Origin of the sequence: Microbacterium flavescens, from assembly GCF_018588945.1 — a bacterium.
In the GTDB taxonomy this organism is placed as follows: Bacteria; Actinomycetota; Actinomycetes; order Actinomycetales; family Microbacteriaceae; genus Microbacterium; species Microbacterium flavescens.
Window position 1 is genome coordinate 70,215 of the sequence record NZ_JAFIWA010000001.1, and the last position, 15,005, is coordinate 85,219.

Here is a 15,005-nt window from a genome sequence, read left to right on the forward strand (position 1 = left end):
TTCCGCCTTCTGGATGGCGTCCCTGGTCTTGGCACTCTCGGTAGAAGAGTGCTAATCTGGGCGTAGTTGAGCCGAGTCGGCTCAACTCTCAGATCAACCGACCACATCGCACAGAAGGAGCAAAAACATGGCGACCTATGACCCGTTCCGCGACTTCGACCGACTGGCGTCGAGCCTGATGGACGTCCGCCGCGGACCCCGCCGCATGCCGATGGACCTCTACCGCGACGGCGACCACTATGTGCTGACCGCCGACATGCCGGGCATCGACCCCGGCTCTGTCGACATCGACGTCGACGGCCAGCTGCTCACGATCCGCGCCGAGCGGTCGCTGGCCACCGGTGAGGGAGTGAAGTGGATCACCCGCGAGCGCGAGGCCGTCAGCTTCCTGCGTCAGCTGAACCTCGGTCAGGGCATCGACACCGAGAACATCACCGCCGACTACAGCAACGGCGTGCTGAGTGTGACGATCCCCGTGAGCGAGCAGGCCAAGCCGCGCAAGATCGAGGTGCGCACCGGTGCAGGAGCGCGGACCATCACCGCGCAGGAGAACCGCGAGGAGCCGCAGCCGATCGAGCAGTGATCCGACGGTGAACGGATGCCGCCCCGCAGCCCTCGGCTGCGGGGCGGCCCCGTGCGTGCCTAGGATCGACGCGTGCCCGAACGCGAACTGACCTCGCCGGTGTCGTTGACGCTTCCGGGCGGCGCGCTGAACCCCGACGCGGTCGGGTGGGCGCGACGCCCGCTCGTCGACACCAGCGGGATCGGGCGCGGGATCGGCCGCGGGTGGGGGCGCAACAAGCGCTGGGAGTACTGGAACGTCATCACGCCGACGCACATCATGGCGCTGACCGTGTCGTCCATCGACTACGCCGCGGTCAGCGAGGTGTGGGTGTTCGACCGCGCGACGCAGCGTGAGATCGGCACGAACGTCTCAGCGGTGCTCGGGCGGGCCACTCTTCCCGCGAGTCTCGAACAGGGTCCCTCGCGTGCGCGGGCGAAGGACCTCGCGATCGACATCGACGAGGTCCCCGGCGGCACCCGGCTACGGGCCGCGACCCATCGCGCCTCGTTCGACGTCGTGGCCGAACTCCCGGACGGCCACGAGCGCCTCGCCGTGGTCGTGCCCTGGAGTGCGCGCCGCTTCCAGTACACCGTCAAGGACGTCGCGCGGCCCGCGTCCGGACGCGTCGCCTTCGACGGCGAGATCTTCGACGTGCCGGCAGGGGAGTCGTGGGCCGTGCTCGACCACGGCCGCGGACGGTGGCCGTACGACATCCGCTGGAACTGGGGAGCCGGTTCCGGCATCTCGGACGGGCGCGTCATCGGCCTCCAGGTCGGCGGCAAGTGGACCGAGGGGACCGGAGCGACCGAGAACGCCGTGCTGATCGACGGACGACTGCACAAGATCCACGACGAGCTCACCTGGGACTACGACATCTGGCGGTGGCGCCAGCCCTGGCGGGTGTCGGGCGGGGGGCTCGAGGCATCCTTCGTCCCGTTCTTCGACAAACGCACCCGCACCGACCTCGGAGTCGTCTCGTCGAGCACCGACCAGTGCTTCGGCACGTGGAGCGGCACGTTCCGCACCGCCGAGGGCGACGACATCGCGTTCGACGGCATCGTCGGCTGGGCCGAAGAGGTGCACAACCGCTGGTGAGCGGATGCCGCGGCCGCACTCGCCCGGTGGGCATCCCGTCCGCGGCGCGCGGTCGTAGGCTGAGCGCGTGGTGGAATTCGTGGTGCCCGCGCCGAAGCGGCGTCGGGGTCGCCCGCGGGCCGGCGAGTCGGATGCGCGCGAGCGGATCCTCGCGGCGGCCATCGAGGAGTTCGGCGAAGCAGGCTACGACGGCGCGACGATCCGGGCGATCGCTGCGCGAGCCGGCGTCGACTCCGCCCTGGTCCACCACCACTTCGGAACGAAGGCCGACCTGTTCGGCGCGATCATCGACGCGCCGATGCGGCCCGACCTCGCACTGCCCGAGATCCTCGCGGGGCCGCGCGACGACGTCGGCCCGCGCATCGTGCGCTACGTCCTCGAGGCGTGGGAGCAGCCGGAGGTGCGGCGCCGCGGCGTGGCACTGCTGCGCACCGCGATCGGCAACAAGCTCACGACGCCGCTTCTCGCGGGCTTCCTGTCGCGGGAACTGGTCGGCCGTATCGCGCATCTGCTCGCGGTGCCCGATGCCGATCTCCGCGCGACGCTGGCGGCGTCACAGGTGGCGGGCATACTGATCGCCAGGTACGTGCTGCGTCTGCCGGCGCTGGCCGAGGCATCCGTCGACGACATCGTCGCGCGCGTCGGCCCGACCCTCCAGCGCTACCTGTTCGACTGACGACGACCCGGCTGAAGGAACACATGACATTCCAGGCATATCTCGACAACATCGAAGAGAAGACCGGACTCACTCCGCGCCAGTTCATCGACCTCGCGTCCGAGAAGGGGTTCGGACCCGGCACCAAGGCGGGCGAGATCGTGACGTGGCTCGGTGAGGACTACGGGCTCGGCCGCGGGCATGCGATGGCACTGGTGCACGTCATCACGAAGGGGCCGCAGATCAGCGCGAAGCACGTCGGCACCGGCACGACGCACTCCGACCCGTCCGACACGCTCTGGCTCGACGGCAAGGCGACGAATCCGCATCCGCAGCCCTTGACCTGAAGGCGGCACAGGCGAATAATTCATCGCGTGATGAATAAATCGCCCGGCAACGCTGTCGAGGTGCGAGGGCTGCACGTCCGTCGCGGTTCGACCGAGGTGTTCCGAGGGCTCGACTTCGACGTGCCGCGTGGTCAGATCACGGGCCTGATGGGTCCGTCGGGCTGCGGCAAGACCACGCTCATGCGGTCGATCGTCGGCGTTCAGAAGGTCGCGGGGGGCAGTGTCACGGTGCTGGACGCCCCGGCAGGCACGGCTGCGCAGCGCCGCCGAGTGGCCTACGACACCCAGGCCGCGTCGGTCTACGGCGACCTGACCATCGAGCAGAACCTCCGCTACTTCGCGCGCGTCATCGGAGCCCCGCGGTCGGATGTCGACCGCGTGATCGACAGGGTCGGGCTGTCGGGGCAGGCTCGCCAGACGGTCGACTCGCTCAGCGGCGGTCAGGAGAGCCGGGTGTCACTGGCCGTCGCGATGCTCGGAACCCCCGAGCTGATCGTTCTCGACGAGCCGACCGTCGGCCTCGACCCCGTGCTGCGCGCCGAGCTCTGGGACATGTTCCGCGGCATCTCCGACACCGGCTCGACGATCATCGTCAGCAGTCACGTGATGGATGAGGCGCTGAGGTGCGACCGCCTGATCCTCCTTCGGGCCGGACGCATCATCGCTGACACGACACCGCAGGGACTCCTCACCGATACCGGTGAGACCGACCCGGATGCCGCGTTCCTCGCGCTCATCGAACGGGATGTCGCCGGCTCGGTCGAGCACCGGCCATCCACCCGTCGCGAGGCTCGAGAGGAGGCCGACGAGTGAACGGGACGCGCACGCTCGCGACCGCCGCGCGGATTCTTCGCCAGCTGAGCCATGACCCGCGCTCGATCGCGCTGATGCTGGTCGCGCCCAGCCTCCTCGTCGGGCTGTTCGCCTGGCTCTTCAGTGAACAGGACGGCGTCTTCGACAGCTACGGCCCGCCGATCCTCGCGCTCTTCCCATTCATCATCATGTTCCTGATCACTTCGATCACGACGCTGCGCGAACGTCGGTCCGGCACGCTCGAGCGCCTCATGACCACTCCGCTGGGGAAGGCGGACTTCATCGTCGGCTACGCGCTCGCGTTCGGTCTCATGGCGACGCTTCAGGCGGTCGTGACGGTGTCGTTCGCCGTGTGGGTGTGCGGGCTCGACACCGAGGGACCGGTGTGGCAGCTGGGGCTCGTCGCGGTGACCGACGCTGTGCTGGGCATGGCCCTCGGGCTGCTGGCGAGTGCGTTCGCTCGCACCGAGTTCCAGGCGGTGCAGTTCATGCCGCTCATCGTCTTCCCGCAGATCCTGCTCGGTGGCCTCTTCATGCCGCGCGAGGACATGCCCGACGTGCTGTATGCGATCTCGAACGTGCTGCCGCTGAGCTACGCCATCGACGCGATCAACGCGGTGACCGCGGGCGATGAGGGCTGGGATGTGTACGGACCGCTGCTCGTCGTGGCGGCGTTTCTGCTCGGCTCGCTGATCCTCGCGTCGTTGACGCTGCGGCGGCGTACCCCGTAGGAGCGGGGCGTTGCGCCGGGCGGCTCGGTCGTTGAGCGAGGGAGCGGAGCGACCGAGACGAAACGCCTCGGGCGCGCGTCAGGACTCGGGCTGCTTCTTGCGCAGCTTCGCGGTGAGGTCGCGGAGCTGCGCGAGCTCGTCGTCGCTGAGCAGCGACATCCGCTCCGCGATCGCCCGGCCGTGCGCACTCGCGAGCCTGCGGAAGAGCGATGCTCCGGCATCCGTCGCCCGCACCAGGGCTCCGCGGCCGTCGTCGGGGTCGGCGCACTTCGAGATGAGGCCGCGTGCGGCCATGCGCTCGACGAGGCGCGAAACGCTCGGCTGGCTGATCAGCATGTTCGCGGTGACGTCGCGGAGTCGGGCCGTCATGTTCTCGCCGCGGGTGACCGTCAGCAGCACGTCGTACTCGGCCTGGCTGAGGGTGTCGTCCTCGAAGTCCTCGTTGATGTCGCCGAACACCTCATGCTGCGCCCGGAACAGGCTCTCCCAGGCGTCGATGGCGAGGCGGCGATCCGTCATGACGACAAGAGTACGACCATTGCCGCCCCCTAGGCTGGGTGCATGGGGACTGTCTCGTCCGTGTCCCGAGCGGCGCGACCGGTGGGCCGCGCGCTCGCCGTCTGGCTGCTCGCGCTCCTGCTCGGCGCGGCGGGGGTCGTCGCCGGGATCGGAGCCGTCCCCGCCCGTGCGGACGTCAACGACTTCTCGTTCGAGAGCCTCGACGTCGAGTACCGGCTCGATCGCGCCGAGGACGGCACCAGTTCGCTGACGGTCGTCGAGACGTTCGTCGCCGTGTTCCCCGATTTCGATCAGAACCGCGGGATGCAGCGGCGGATCCCGGAGTCGTATCTCGGCGCTCCGCTGCACCCGCAGCTCGTTTCGATCACCGACGGCGACGGCGAGCAGCGCGAGAGCGAGGTGGAGTCCGACGAGGACGACTACTACGTCATGACGTCGCGCGCCGGCGACTACGTGCACGGGCGTCAGACCTATGTCTTCACCTACACGCTGCAGAACGTCACGCGCTTCTTCGACGACACCGGTGTCGACGAATTCTACTGGAACGTCAACGGCACGGAGTGGCAGCAGCCCTTCGGGCGCGTGACCGCCCGGGTCACGATGCCGGCAGACATCGCCGATCGGCTCACCGGCGCGCAGGCCTGCTATGTCGGGTCGGAGGGTTCGACCGAGACGTGCGCCATCGCGTCCGTCGACGGTGCGGTGGAGGCATCCGCTGGTCCGCTGGGGCCCCACCAGACCATGACGATCGCGATCGGGTTCGAGGCGGACACGTTCACGGAGTTCGATTCGTCGTACTTCGCGTCGCCGTGGGGCTGGCTGCAGGGGATCGCGGGGCTCGGCGCCGTGGGTGCTCTCGTGTTCGCCGGAGTGACTCGGTCGCGCCACCTGCGGGATGGGCCGGGCCGGCCGGTCATCATCGCGGAGTACACGCCGCCCCAGGCCGTCGACGCGCTCGAGAGCGCGGTGATGCTGGGGCTCACGACGAAGGCGATTCCCGCCGAGGTGCTCGAGCAGGCGGTGGTGGGCAGCATCCGGATCGTGGAGGGCGAGCCGAAGATGTTCGGCGGTGTGAAGCTGCGCGCCGAGCTGGTCGACCCGTCGAAGGCGGACGGTGATGGGCGGATGCTGCTCGACGGACTCTTCCCGTCGGGGGTGCCGGGGGAGCAGTTCGAGTTCGGCCGGACGGACACGCGGTTCTCGTCGGCTGCGCAGAGCATCTTGAAGGCCGCGAACCAGGAGCTGGTGAATCGCGGGCTGCGACGCCCGGTGCCGGCGCGCCTGCGGGTGTGGCCGCTGCTCGCAGCGATCGTGGCGACCGTGGTGGTGTTCCTCACCGGCTTCGCCGCCCTCGAGGCGATGGTGTCGCCGCTGGTGCCGATCGTGCTGATCATCGTGTCGGTGGTCGCCACGGTCATCGTCGGCGGCATGGTGTCGCGCAAGCCGTTGACGGCCGCCGGCGCGGAGACGCGCGACCACCTGTTCGGGCTCAAGGAGTTCATCGAGTGGGCCGAGGCCGACCGGATCCGGATGCTGCAATCGCCGCAGGGCGCTGAGCGGGTGCGGATCGACACGAACGACCCCCGATCGATGCTGCGCCTGTATGAGGCGCTGCTTCCGTACGCCGTCGTCTTCGGCCAGGAGAAGGAGTGGGCGCGCGAACTGGCGGTGCTGTACGGTCCGGGCAACTCGCCGGGCTGGTATTCCGGGACGAGCGGATTCAACGCGGCCTCGTTCTCGGCGGGCATCTCGACGCTGTCGTCGAGCACCGCCTCGTCGTCGTCCACGTCCGGCGGGTCGAGCGGCGGCGGCTCGGCGGGCGGCGGAGGCGGCGGCGGAGGTGGTGGCGGGGTGTGAGCCCCGGGCCGAAGTGGGCTCCGAACCCCGCTCGGTGTCGGCGACGCGAGGCGAGGAGAGGAGTGGCGAGGCGAGCACGAAGCCGCCGGTGATTGATCCGTATGTCATGCGCTCGATCGTCGTCGTTTGAGTCGTTGCCGTTGCAGGTGCGCGGAACCGGTCGTCGGCTGCCAGTCGCCGTCGGGTTGCAGCCAGCGAGGAGCGCGAACGTGTGGCACGCCCTCGATGACCGCCACCGCCCAGCCGTTAGTCGCGAGCGTGCGGTGGTGAAACCAGCACAGCATGACGCCGTTGTCGGTGTGAGTGCTTCCGCCGCGGGCGTGCGGTTCAACGTGGTGGAACTCGCACCAGGCGGCGGGGACGTGGCATCCGGGAATCACGCATCCGCCATCGCGTGCAGTGATCGCGCGTCGCTGGGCGGCCGTGAAGACGCGCTGCGGGCTGCCGAGCTCGATGACCCGCCCGGCATCGTCGAAGACGAGTCGCTGGACTCCGCCACTGCACGCGACATGGCGGGCGACGTATGCCGGAACTGTCGTCTCGGTCCCGTCGATGTGGCCGATGCCGTGGTCTGACTCCAGTTCGGAAGCCGCGATCGTGACGAGCAGCGTCGGCGAGGCACCGCCGAGCGTGGGTGTCTCCGCCGAGCGCGCGGCAGCGCCCAGCAGGGCGGCGAGCGCATCGTGTTGCCGCTGAGTTCGAGTGCGCGGGTCTGGCGGCGCCGAACCGACCTCTGCGTCGGGGGTGAATGTCGGGCCGTTGGGCACGGGAGTGAGGGTGCGGTCCTCGACGCGCGGCGACAGGTGAGCGTCGAGGAGGCGCGTCAACTGCGCGGCCACATCGGGGATGAGGTCGCCGGTCACCCGCGTCAGGCCCCCGCGCTCCCGGCCGACGACGAGACCGCGACGCCGCATCGAGCGCTCATGCTCGGGTAGTGCGCCGTCGGGGTCGAGTACTGCGGCCCACACTCGAGCCTGCATTCGCGTCTCGTCGGCGGCGCATGGCGGCACGTCGGCCGCACCGATGGCCGCGCGGACGAGCTCGGACTCGGCCGCCTCGATCTCACCGAGACGGCATCGGTCGGAGATCGAGCCGAGCGTGCGCGTGATCGCCGAGATCGTGTCGACGCCGACGTTGCCGTTGGCAGCAGCCTCGCGCAGCGAGGAGAAGGCGGCGGGCAGGGTGTCGCCCGTCAGCGACGTCCGGGTAGCGACCACACGAGAGGCGGCGATGCGCTCCCTCGCCGTGCTCGCGGCGACGCGGGTGAGCCGAACGAGCAGCTCGGCGGCATTCGCGCATCCCAGTCGTGCGGACAGCCGGGCTTCCCCTCGCTCCGATCGGGAGCGATCGTCGACCTCGCCCGCGATGGCGATGCGGATGGCGTCGATACGGCGGCCGAGCGACTCGACGGTGCGGGCGAGGTCGAGGATCGAGGCATCCGTCATCCCTCGCGGAGCGTCGTCGAGAAGGGCCGGCGTGAGCAGCGCACCCAGGTCTGCGTCGAGGAGTTGGAGGGCCTCGATCAGCGGGGCGGTGGAGCTGGTCACGTCTCCATTGTGCCGAGAGCCTCCGACATTGCTGGAGCCTAAGAACGCCTGATCAGGCTGTGGAAAGCGGCGATTGGACGGGGGCTGTGGAGGAGGGTGTGCGAGTGCAGGGGATCTCGATACGGCGCTTCGCGCCTACTCGATCAGCGGGGGGACGCGCGGCAAGAGTAAGGGCCGGTCGGAGAGGCTACCGACCGGCCCTTGTCCCTTGCACCAAGAGTGTCCTGCAATCACATGACGGTAGCTGCCACAGCAAACAACTAACCGTTGAGAGCACTCTATAACGAGAAGATAACGACGACAAGGGTCCGGCGTTATCTTTTCGTGATTCATTTTCACGCCCCGCCGCTATCGCCCCTCGGGTGGTTTGATGGCGTCATGGCTGCCGCCGCATCGCCGTCTCCCGCGCCCGTGGTGGTGCGGCGCGCATCGCGGCTCGACGTCGCGGGACTGGCTTCGCTCAAGGCCGAGTGGGCCCAGCGGGCTGAAGCGCCGACGGATGCCGAAATCGACGCATTCGCGACCGTGCTCGGCGACTGGATGGAGCGTCACGCCGACGGTCTCGTCCCCATGGCGGCGGTGGCGGGGGACGAGATCGTCGGCATGGGGTGGATGGTGGTCTTCGAGCGCGTCCCCAACCTCGATGACCCGCGCCGGCTGACCGCCGACATCCAGAGCGTGTACGTCAGACCTGCGTACCGCGGCCGCGGCATCGCGGCGGAGATCGTCGACGAGCTGTGTCGCGAAGCGGACCGGCGGGGCGTCCCACGCGCCATCGTGAGCTCGAGCTCGCGAGCGATCAGCCTGTACGCGCGAGCCGGGTTCACGGCGTCGCCCCTTCTGCTCGAGCGGACGAAGCAAGGCGACCCCGGGAACCCCCGCACCGCCTGAACGCGCGCGCCATCCCCCGCCCTGAGCCTCCACACCCCCGCGTCTTGAGGTTCGTCAGAACCCTCGGGGTTCTCTTGCGGCAACGTTGCGGATCCCGTGCGCGAATCGGGCGGTCCGTTTTCCAGACTGTTCTCATCAGGCCGGCGCACTGCTGAGCCGAATGACAAGGCGGGCCCCAGACCCGCAGGATCCCTTGGGGGGAACACCATGAAGAAGTCCACGAAGGGCACGATCGCCATCGCCGCCGGAATCGCGCTGCTGCTCGGCGGCGGCGGATCGCTCGCCTACTGGCAGGGCACGGCGCAGGTCGCCTCGGCCACCATCCAGACCGGCGAGCTGAACGTCGCGCTCACGACGGGTGCGACCTGGCAGGTCAAGCGCGGCAGCACGACGACCGACATCACGAGCACGCTCGCCACCTTCAAGATGGTCCCGGGCGACACCGTCATCTACACGGTGCCCTTCCAGACCAAGGCGAACGGCACGAACCTCACCGCCGGCGGCGCGATCAACTGGGGCGGCTACGCGGCCGTCCCGGCGCACCTCACGTCGAGCGTCGCGGGCACCTACAACAGCACCGCCATCACGGGCGGCGCGTTCACCGTCGCGAGCGGCACGGCCAACGGACAGCTCGTCTTCACGCTGACCTGGCCCTTCGGCACCGGCGCCTCCAACGACACCGCGTCGACCATGAACCAGAGCTGGAACCTCGGAGCCACCACCGTCACGGTCACCCAGACGGCCAACGGCGCGTCCTGAGCCCGCTCCATCGACAGGGAGGGGCCGGGTGGGGGCCCGAACCCCGGTCGGCCTCTCCCGCCATCTCGTTCCACACCTACCACTCGTCGAATCGCACAGAACAGGCAGACGGATGTCGCGCAACAAGGCCAAGGCACCGCTCGGCGTCGCCGGGCTCATCGCCGGTGTCGTCGCGGTGGCCGTCCTCCTCGCTCCGGGCACGCTGAGCTACTTCGTGTCGAGCACCGAGGCGCCCGCCGTCTCGGTGTCGACCGGCGAGGCCGCGCTGTCGATCACCGGCACGGGAGGCTCGAACTCGGGTGTGTACCCCGGCGGGCCCGCGCAGCTCATCGCGTCCCGCGCGATCGCCAACACCGGCGACGTCTCGCTCGGTCTGGCGTCCGCGTTCACCGCGACCGGCGGTCTCGCGAGCAGCGTCATACTGACGGTGAGCGTCCAGTCCGCCGCCTGCGCCGCAACCCCGCCGGCGACGTGGCCCGCCGACGCCGGACGCTGGCAGGGCACGACCGCAGCGACCACGGCCGCCGTGCCGACCACCGTGGCCGCCGGCGCCAGCCGCACGCTGTGCGTCTGGCAGAGTCTGGCTGCGAACGCGCCGAACGGCACGCAGGGTCAGACGGCCGCGGTGAGCGTCACGATCACCGGCACTCAGACCGCACCCTGACGCGTCGACCACGACCACCCCCAACGACACTCCTCCCCAGAAGGCACCCCATGACGAAACGCGCGAAGCTCATCACGGCGCTGGTCGCCGCGATCGGTCTGGTCGTCGTCTCGCCCCTCGCCGCCGTGGCCTACTGGTCGGTGAACGCCCCGCTCGCTCTGACGGCGCAGGCGAGCACCTTCGCCCTCTCGCCCTATTCGGTCGCGCCGGCCTCGCCTGCATCATCGACCAGCTTCACCGGCTGGAAGACGACCCAGTTCTACGCGGCCCCGCTCACCAACAGCGGCACGACTCCGTGGGCATCCGAGACGGTGGCGCTGGCTGCGGCATCCGGATTCGGTCCTGCCGCCGTCGCGACCGTGCAGGTGGCCTTCACCGCCTCCGCGAGCGCCTGCCAGAACGAAGCGACCTACTCCGGCATCACCGCGCGCAGCGCGCTCGCCGCGTCGACGTGGTCATCGACCACGGTCGTCGCCGGCGGAGGAACGCTCCACGCCTGCATCAAGCTCGTCGTCACCGACACGGACACCCACAGCAACACCGGCCAGGCCCCCGCGCCGACGTTGACCCTCACCACCACGGCGACCGCGGCGCAGCGCGGCTGGACCGACCAGGAGCAGGCGCAGCTCGCAATCTCGAGCACCGGGTGGGCGGCGTGCACGACGACCGGCAACAGCGCTCAGCTGACCCTCCCGGCCAGCGTGCCCGCCGGAAGCTACACCGTGACCCGTGACGACACGGGAGCCACATTCACCGCTTCCACGTCATCGGCGGGCCGGACGCTCACCCTGACGAATCCGGCCAGCTTCGGCACCGAGACCGCGGAGACCTACGTCACGGTCAAGAACGCTCAAGGGTCCGTTGTCGGGGTCGCCAACCTCAGCTTCCGCTCGTCCTATTTTCTGCTCGTCTTCTTCACCAAGAGCCTGGTGTGCGCATGAACCCTCAGACCCTGACCGCGAACGATGAGGTCGCCGAATCCAGCGAGCAGAGCATGACGGATGCCGCAGCCCCGGCATCCCGCTCCCGCATCCGCCGGGATGCCGACGAGCGGGTGTCGGTCCCACGCATGATCCTGACGGCCCTCTCGTGGGCGGTGCTGGTGCTGGTCGCCTTGCTCGCGATCGCGGTCGTCATCATGCCGCTGGCGACGGGTTCGAAGCCGTACACGGTGCTCACCGGCTCGATGGTGCCGCAGTACTCGCCCGGGACCCTCGTCGTGGTCAAGCCCGCCGACGTCAGCGAGATCAACCTCGGCGACGTGATCACCTACCAGCTCGAGTCGGGTCGTCCCGAGGTCGTCACGCACCGCGTCGTGGGGATCGGCGCGGCCGCCGACGGCGAGCCGCTCCTGATCACCCGCGGCGACGCCAACGATGCCGACGATGCCGACCCCGTCCGCGGCGTCCAGATCGTCGGCAAGCTCTGGTACGCCGTGCCCTACATCGGCTGGATCAACAACGTCGTCACGGGCGAGGCCCGCGCCTGGGCGCTGCCGATCGTCGTCGCAGGACTGTTCCTCTACGGGATCGCGACCATCATCGTCGGCGTCCGCGACCGGCGACGCGCCCGGGCTGCGCTGGTCCGCGGCACGCGACGCGCGCAGAGCGTCGACGACGCAACGCCGTAGCGGCGTGGCGGGTCACCGCCTCCGGGCGTGCGCCGCTCAGTACCAGTCGGTCGCCTGCGAGTGGCCCCACGCGCTGCACGGGGTGCCGTAGGCCGACGCGATGTACTGCAGGCCCCACGCGATCTGAGTCGACGCGTTCGTCTGCCAGTCGGCGCCGGCGCTGGCCATCTTGTTCCCCGGCAGCGACTGCGGGATGCCCGTGGCACCGCTGGAGGCGTTGTAGGCCTGGTAGTTCCAGCCCGACTCCTTCGTCCACAGCGACTCGAGGCACGAGAACTGGTCGGCGCCCCAGCCGTAGTTCGCCGAGGCCATGCTGCGTGCGGTCGCCTTCGCACCCTCGGGGGTGTTCGCGGCGGCCGCGATCCGCGCGGCCTCGGCGGCGGCTTCCTCCGCCTTGCGCTTCGCCTCGGCTGCCGCCGCGGCGGCCTCCTCGGCGGCCTTCTTCTCGAGCGCCGCATCGAGACGGGCGCGGAGGCCGGCGACGCGGGTGTCGACGTCGCCGGTGGCGGCCACGAGCTCCTCGGTGACCTCGGGCAGTAGGAGCACCGGCATGAGGTCCATGTCGTCGAGCCCGGCCATGGCGTGGAGCAGGGGAACGGTGTCCACCGTCGTGTCGGTCACCCCGAGGTCGAGCTGAGCCGTGGCGATGTCCGCCTCGAGCGCGCCGGCGTCCGCCAGGGCGGCGCGCGCCGCCCCGACGGCTGCGCGGGCATCGTCGCCGACCTCACGCAGCGTGATCGCGCCGGGCGTCGCGGCGAGCAGGGCGGGCGTGGCGGCGGTCACAGGGGCAAGGTCGACGGCCGCGGTCTGAGCGGCGAAGGCCGGGGTGGTGGCGGCGAAGGCCGGGGTGGTGGCGGCGAGGGCGCTCGCGCCGGCGAGGCCGAGAACGAGCCCGGTCGCGACGAGGGCCGTCGTGCGGCGGCGGGAACGGGGAGCGCGCGCAGGCGCGGCGGAGTGCTTCTGAGGCATGGGGAAACGCTGAATCCTTCGGTGTTGCGCGCCGGCAGAGCGGCGCTGGGCATCCTCGGGTCGGACGCAAAGGATCGAGTCTGCTCCCTCGGTCTGGACGAATCCGCAGTGGAGCCTGGACGGACCATGAGAGCGAGCGGCCGGGAAAGGCCTGATCATGAGGCCGGTGAGGAGAGATCGGAGGGTGGGATGCCGCGGCCCGCGGCATCCCTCACCCCCGCTGTCTCGCCACCCCGGTACGCTCGCCGAGTGACCGTCAGCCAGTCCCGCAGGGCCCGCGCGTCGCGCCGTCGCGCGCGTCGCGTGGCGGCGGCCGACAACGACCTCACGCCCGACGAGTGGGGGGCCATCGTCGAGGCGTGGGGCGCCTGCGCGTACTGCGGGCACGCGGTCGGCCCGTTCCAGCGGGACTGCGTGCTTCCGATCTCGCGGGGCGGCCGCTACACGTTCGAGAACGTCGTGCCGGCGTGCCGGTCCTGCAACGCGAGCAAGAGCAACGACGAGGTCACCGGGTGGCTGCGCCGCAAACGACTGGACGAGCGCGCCTTCCTGCTTCGGCACGTCGAGATCCTGCAGGCCTGGCGATCGACGGGAGACCTCGCATGACCATCGTCATCCGCCCCTACGAGGCCGCGGACTGGGCCGAGATCTGCCGCATCCACGACGCGGCGCGGCTCGACGAGCTCCGTGGCGCCGGCCTGCTCGAGGCGTACCTCGACCTCGAGGCGACGTTCGAGAACGAGGGCCTCTTCGACGACGAGGTGTGGGTCGCCGAGGCCGACGGGCGCGTGGCCGGGTTCATCGCCGGCTCGTCAGGCGAGATCACGTGGGCGTACGTCGACCCCGCTCTCTACCGCCGCGGCGTCGGACGCGCGCTGCTGCAGCACATGCTCGATCGCGCGACCGGTCCGGTGGAGCTCGAGGTGCTCGCCGGCAACAGTGCGCGGGCGTTCTACGAGGCCCTCGGATTCGTGCTCGAGACGACCACCACGGGGAAGCTCGCCGGCAACGAGGCGTTCCAGGCGACGGGGCACACGCTGGTGTGGCGGCCGGCCGGAGAGTCCGCCTGACCCCTGAGGGTGGTGTACCGGCGGATCACTCTGCCGTGAGCAGCCGGATCCCCTCGAGCACAGCGGCATGCGTCTTCGGCGAGCCGAGCACGCGGAAGTGGCCGGGTGTCGGCACCGCGACGTTCGTGGCGCCCTCGAGCGCGCTGCCCTCGGGAATGTGCGCGTCGTAGGGGCCGAACACGGAGACGATCCGTCCGTTGATCGACGTCTCGCGCCCGAGCATCACGATCGTCTCGTCGCCCGGCAGGAATGCCCGGATGCTCGGATCGAGGAACAGCCGAGCGCGGCGGGCACCCCGGAACGGCGTGGCGACGGCCACCAGTCCCAGTACGCCGAGCGGCGGTCCGCCGGTCGCAGGAGTGGCGCTCGCCGCAGCCTCGGCGGGGTCGCCGCCGGCGGATGCCTCGCCCGCTGCCGCTCCCGCGGCGCCCGAGGTCACGAGGAGGTGCTTGGCGATGAGGCCGCCTTTGCTGTGCGCGACCAGCACGCGCCCGGCCGGTGGCAGGGGCTCCGCGGCGAGCAGCCGGCCCAGACGCTCGGAGGTCTCGGGGATGCTCCGGCGGTTCACGCCCAGTCCGTGGATGACCACGACCCGGTGCCCCGCAGCAGACAGCGCGTCGCCGAGCGGCCGCAGGAAGGTCCAGTGCTCGTACACCCCGGGAAGGAGCACCACCTCGGGGAGGTCCGCCGCGCCGTGCGCCCACGCCGGCGGCGCCGGCCGCGGTCGGCCGAAGGTCCACGGGAGCGACACGACCGACAGCTGACGGCGCGCGGCGTAGAGGTAGTCGGCGGCCCACCACAGCGCTTGCCGAATGGCGCCGGGGCGGTCACCTGTCATTCGCTCTCCTCGTCCTCTTCCGAGTGTCGTGCCCAGCGTCGCACGAGGCAAGGGC

Annotated in this window: 18 protein-coding genes; 14 read left to right on the forward strand and 4 right to left on the reverse strand. The window is 70.3% G+C overall.

Annotated features, from left to right (window positions below; genetic code table 11):
* The first annotated feature begins 127 nt into the window (after window positions 1–127).
* From JX005_RS00235 to JX005_RS00260, 6 genes are all read left to right on the forward strand, one after another.
* Entirely contained in the window at window positions 128–583 is a 456-nt protein-coding gene (locus tag JX005_RS00235) for an Hsp20/alpha crystallin family protein (RefSeq protein ID WP_214465318.1), read from the forward strand.
* A gap of 72 nt (window positions 584–655) precedes the next feature.
* Complete coding sequence (locus JX005_RS00240; RefSeq protein WP_214465320.1) at window positions 656–1,660, forward strand: DUF2804 domain-containing protein; 1,005 nt, start codon at window positions 656–658, stop codon at window positions 1,658–1,660.
* A gap of 67 nt (window positions 1,661–1,727) precedes the next feature.
* Entirely contained in the window at window positions 1,728–2,336 is a 609-nt protein-coding gene (locus JX005_RS16335; protein ID WP_307858464.1) for a TetR/AcrR family transcriptional regulator, read from the forward strand.
* Between the two features lie 23 nt (window positions 2,337–2,359).
* Window positions 2,360–2,662 (forward strand): DUF4287 domain-containing protein, encoded by a 303-nt coding sequence (locus JX005_RS00250; RefSeq protein ID WP_214465322.1) that lies wholly within the window; start codon window positions 2,360–2,362, stop codon window positions 2,660–2,662.
* 30 nt (window positions 2,663–2,692) lie between these two features.
* The gene (locus tag JX005_RS00255; protein ID WP_214465324.1) at window positions 2,693–3,475 is read left to right on the forward strand and encodes an ABC transporter ATP-binding protein; all 783 of its coding nucleotides are present in this window, start codon (window positions 2,693–2,695) and stop codon (window positions 3,473–3,475) included.
* Entirely contained in the window at window positions 3,472–4,206 is a 735-nt protein-coding gene (locus JX005_RS00260; protein ID WP_214465326.1) for an ABC transporter permease, read from the forward strand. The genes JX005_RS00255 and JX005_RS00260 overlap by 4 nt, the downstream gene beginning before the upstream one ends.
* A gap of 78 nt (window positions 4,207–4,284) precedes the next feature.
* Here the strand turns inward: JX005_RS00260 and JX005_RS00265 are convergent, their stop codons facing one another.
* Window positions 4,285–4,725, reverse strand: a complete 441-nt coding sequence (locus JX005_RS00265) for a MarR family winged helix-turn-helix transcriptional regulator (RefSeq protein ID WP_214465329.1) — start codon at window positions 4,723–4,725, stop codon at window positions 4,285–4,287.
* Window positions 4,726–4,767: 42 nt separating this feature from the next.
* Here JX005_RS00265 and JX005_RS00270 point away from each other — a divergent pair, with 42 nt between their 5' ends.
* Window positions 4,768–6,582 (forward strand): DUF2207 domain-containing protein, encoded by a 1,815-nt coding sequence (locus tag JX005_RS00270; protein ID WP_214465330.1) that lies wholly within the window; start codon window positions 4,768–4,770, stop codon window positions 6,580–6,582.
* A gap of 104 nt (window positions 6,583–6,686) precedes the next feature.
* On the opposite strand, the gene JX005_RS00275 is transcribed toward JX005_RS00270, so the two are convergent.
* A complete protein-coding gene (locus JX005_RS00275; protein ID WP_214465332.1) occupies window positions 6,687–8,129 on the reverse strand; it encodes an HNH endonuclease signature motif containing protein in 1,443 nt (480 codons plus the stop codon).
* 378 nt (window positions 8,130–8,507) lie between these two features.
* Between JX005_RS00275 and JX005_RS00280 the strand changes: the two genes are divergently transcribed.
* From JX005_RS00280 to JX005_RS00300, 5 genes are all read left to right on the forward strand, one after another.
* Complete coding sequence (locus tag JX005_RS00280; RefSeq protein WP_214465334.1) at window positions 8,508–9,020, forward strand: GNAT family N-acetyltransferase; 513 nt, start codon at window positions 8,508–8,510, stop codon at window positions 9,018–9,020.
* A gap of 207 nt (window positions 9,021–9,227) precedes the next feature.
* On the forward strand, window positions 9,228–9,779 hold the full coding sequence (locus JX005_RS00285) for an alternate-type signal peptide domain-containing protein (protein WP_214465336.1): 552 nt from the start codon (window positions 9,228–9,230) through the stop codon (window positions 9,777–9,779).
* A gap of 112 nt (window positions 9,780–9,891) precedes the next feature.
* Entirely contained in the window at window positions 9,892–10,443 is a 552-nt protein-coding gene (locus tag JX005_RS00290) for a hypothetical protein (RefSeq protein ID WP_214465338.1), read from the forward strand.
* Window positions 10,444–10,493: 50 nt separating this feature from the next.
* Complete coding sequence (locus tag JX005_RS00295) at window positions 10,494–11,384, forward strand: hypothetical protein (RefSeq protein ID WP_214465340.1); 891 nt, start codon at window positions 10,494–10,496, stop codon at window positions 11,382–11,384.
* Window positions 11,381–12,073, forward strand: coding sequence for a signal peptidase I (locus JX005_RS00300; protein ID WP_214465342.1), 693 nt, complete (start codon window positions 11,381–11,383; stop codon window positions 12,071–12,073). Before JX005_RS00295 ends, JX005_RS00300 begins: the two co-directional genes overlap by 4 nt.
* A 36-nt stretch (window positions 12,074–12,109) precedes the next feature.
* Here the strand turns inward: JX005_RS00300 and JX005_RS00305 are convergent, their stop codons facing one another.
* On the reverse strand, window positions 12,110–13,042 hold the full coding sequence (locus JX005_RS00305) for an aggregation-promoting factor C-terminal-like domain-containing protein (RefSeq protein ID WP_214465344.1): 933 nt from the start codon (window positions 13,040–13,042) through the stop codon (window positions 12,110–12,112).
* A 249-nt stretch (window positions 13,043–13,291) separates the two neighbouring features.
* Between JX005_RS00305 and JX005_RS00310 the strand changes: the two genes are divergently transcribed.
* A complete protein-coding gene (locus JX005_RS00310) occupies window positions 13,292–13,648 on the forward strand; it encodes an HNH endonuclease (RefSeq protein WP_214465346.1) in 357 nt (118 codons plus the stop codon).
* On the forward strand, window positions 13,645–14,112 hold the full coding sequence (locus JX005_RS00315; RefSeq protein ID WP_214465347.1) for a GNAT family N-acetyltransferase: 468 nt from the start codon (window positions 13,645–13,647) through the stop codon (window positions 14,110–14,112). Before JX005_RS00310 ends, JX005_RS00315 begins: the two co-directional genes overlap by 4 nt.
* A gap of 25 nt (window positions 14,113–14,137) precedes the next feature.
* Here the strand turns inward: JX005_RS00315 and JX005_RS00320 are convergent, their stop codons facing one another.
* Entirely contained in the window at window positions 14,138–14,950 is an 813-nt protein-coding gene (locus tag JX005_RS00320) for an esterase/lipase family protein (protein WP_214465350.1), read from the reverse strand.
* Between the last annotated feature and the right edge of the window lie 55 nt (window positions 14,951–15,005).